1 protein-coding gene is annotated in these 1018 nt (G+C 36.4%); it reads right to left on the bottom strand.

Translation table 11 applies throughout. The features are described from left to right. Positions 1-399 precede the first annotated feature (399 nt). The gene (locus tag ACS8FD_RS16885; protein ID WP_439261139.1) at positions 400-786 is read right to left on the bottom strand and encodes a hypothetical protein; all 387 of its coding nucleotides are present in this window, start codon (positions 784-786) and stop codon (positions 400-402) included. Positions 787-1018 lie beyond the last annotated feature (232 nt).

Here is a 1018-nt window from a genome sequence, read left to right on the forward strand (position 1 = left end):
CACTTAACATGATAGGTATACTAAAAAATAGAGTAAGCTTAAAAATCAGATTAAACCTAACAATTACTCAGCGTTAAGCACAAACTGCAACCATAAACAATAATCACAGTGTTTACTTACCCAAATTATAGCGGGGTGATTATAGCAAAAATTATCTACGCCTCGTAGCAGTTACACCAGTATTTATTTATCTGGTCAGTTTTCCAAGTCGTTGATATTTACAGTAATCTAACTTTCATGGTCTATGTCAAATAACGAACACAAAAAAGCCCTGACTACTGTCAAGGCTTTTTAAATTTTTCAGGGCTTATAGAGTAAGTATTCGTCTAATGATTATAGCTTAACGTCTCATCTAACAGTAATCAATATATTGACTATTAGATTACTAAGCTAAATTACTTAGTATTGTTGCTCAGCTTCAACTTCAACTTCGTTTGCACCTTCAGCAACAGCGTCAGCACCTTCAGATACCGCTGCAGCAGTACCTTCGACAACTTCGTTTGCGCCTTCAGCAATAGCATCACCAGTATTTTCTAAAGCATTAGTAGCAGCAGCACCAGCTGTTTCAGCGCCTTCAGCGACTTCTGTACCAGCTTCTTGAGCCGCTACTTCAGCTTCTTGTGCAGCAGCTTCAGTTTCATTAGCAGCTTCTTCTGTATTGGCAGCAACATCATCACCCGCAGATTCAACCGCAGCTTCTGTTTGCTCTTCGGTTTGTTGACTACACGCAGTGACTGCAAACGTACCAGCAAGGACACTAGCAAGTAACAAATGACGTTTTAACATAATAAACCCCTCATAAATAATGCATGTCAAAATACATGGTGGCGCTATTTTATAGGTAGCAAATAAGACATGCAATAATAATTTTCAGTATATTAACAAATAATAACTGCTTAATAATAATCCTCAATTATCAACTTTATATACTCATTGTTCTTATTAGATAACAAGCACAGCTGATAACATCTATATAGCCTACCTTAAATATTAAATTTCATTTGTACGCGTAATGTTA

Source organism: Psychrobacter sp. 1U2, from assembly GCF_051847575.1.

Bases quoted from the DNA above. Each gene is read 5' to 3' on its own strand.
- ACS8FD_RS16885 (WP_439261139.1), bottom strand. From the start codon at position 786: ATGTTAAAACGTCATTTGTTACTTGCTAGTGTCCTTGCTGGTACGTTT.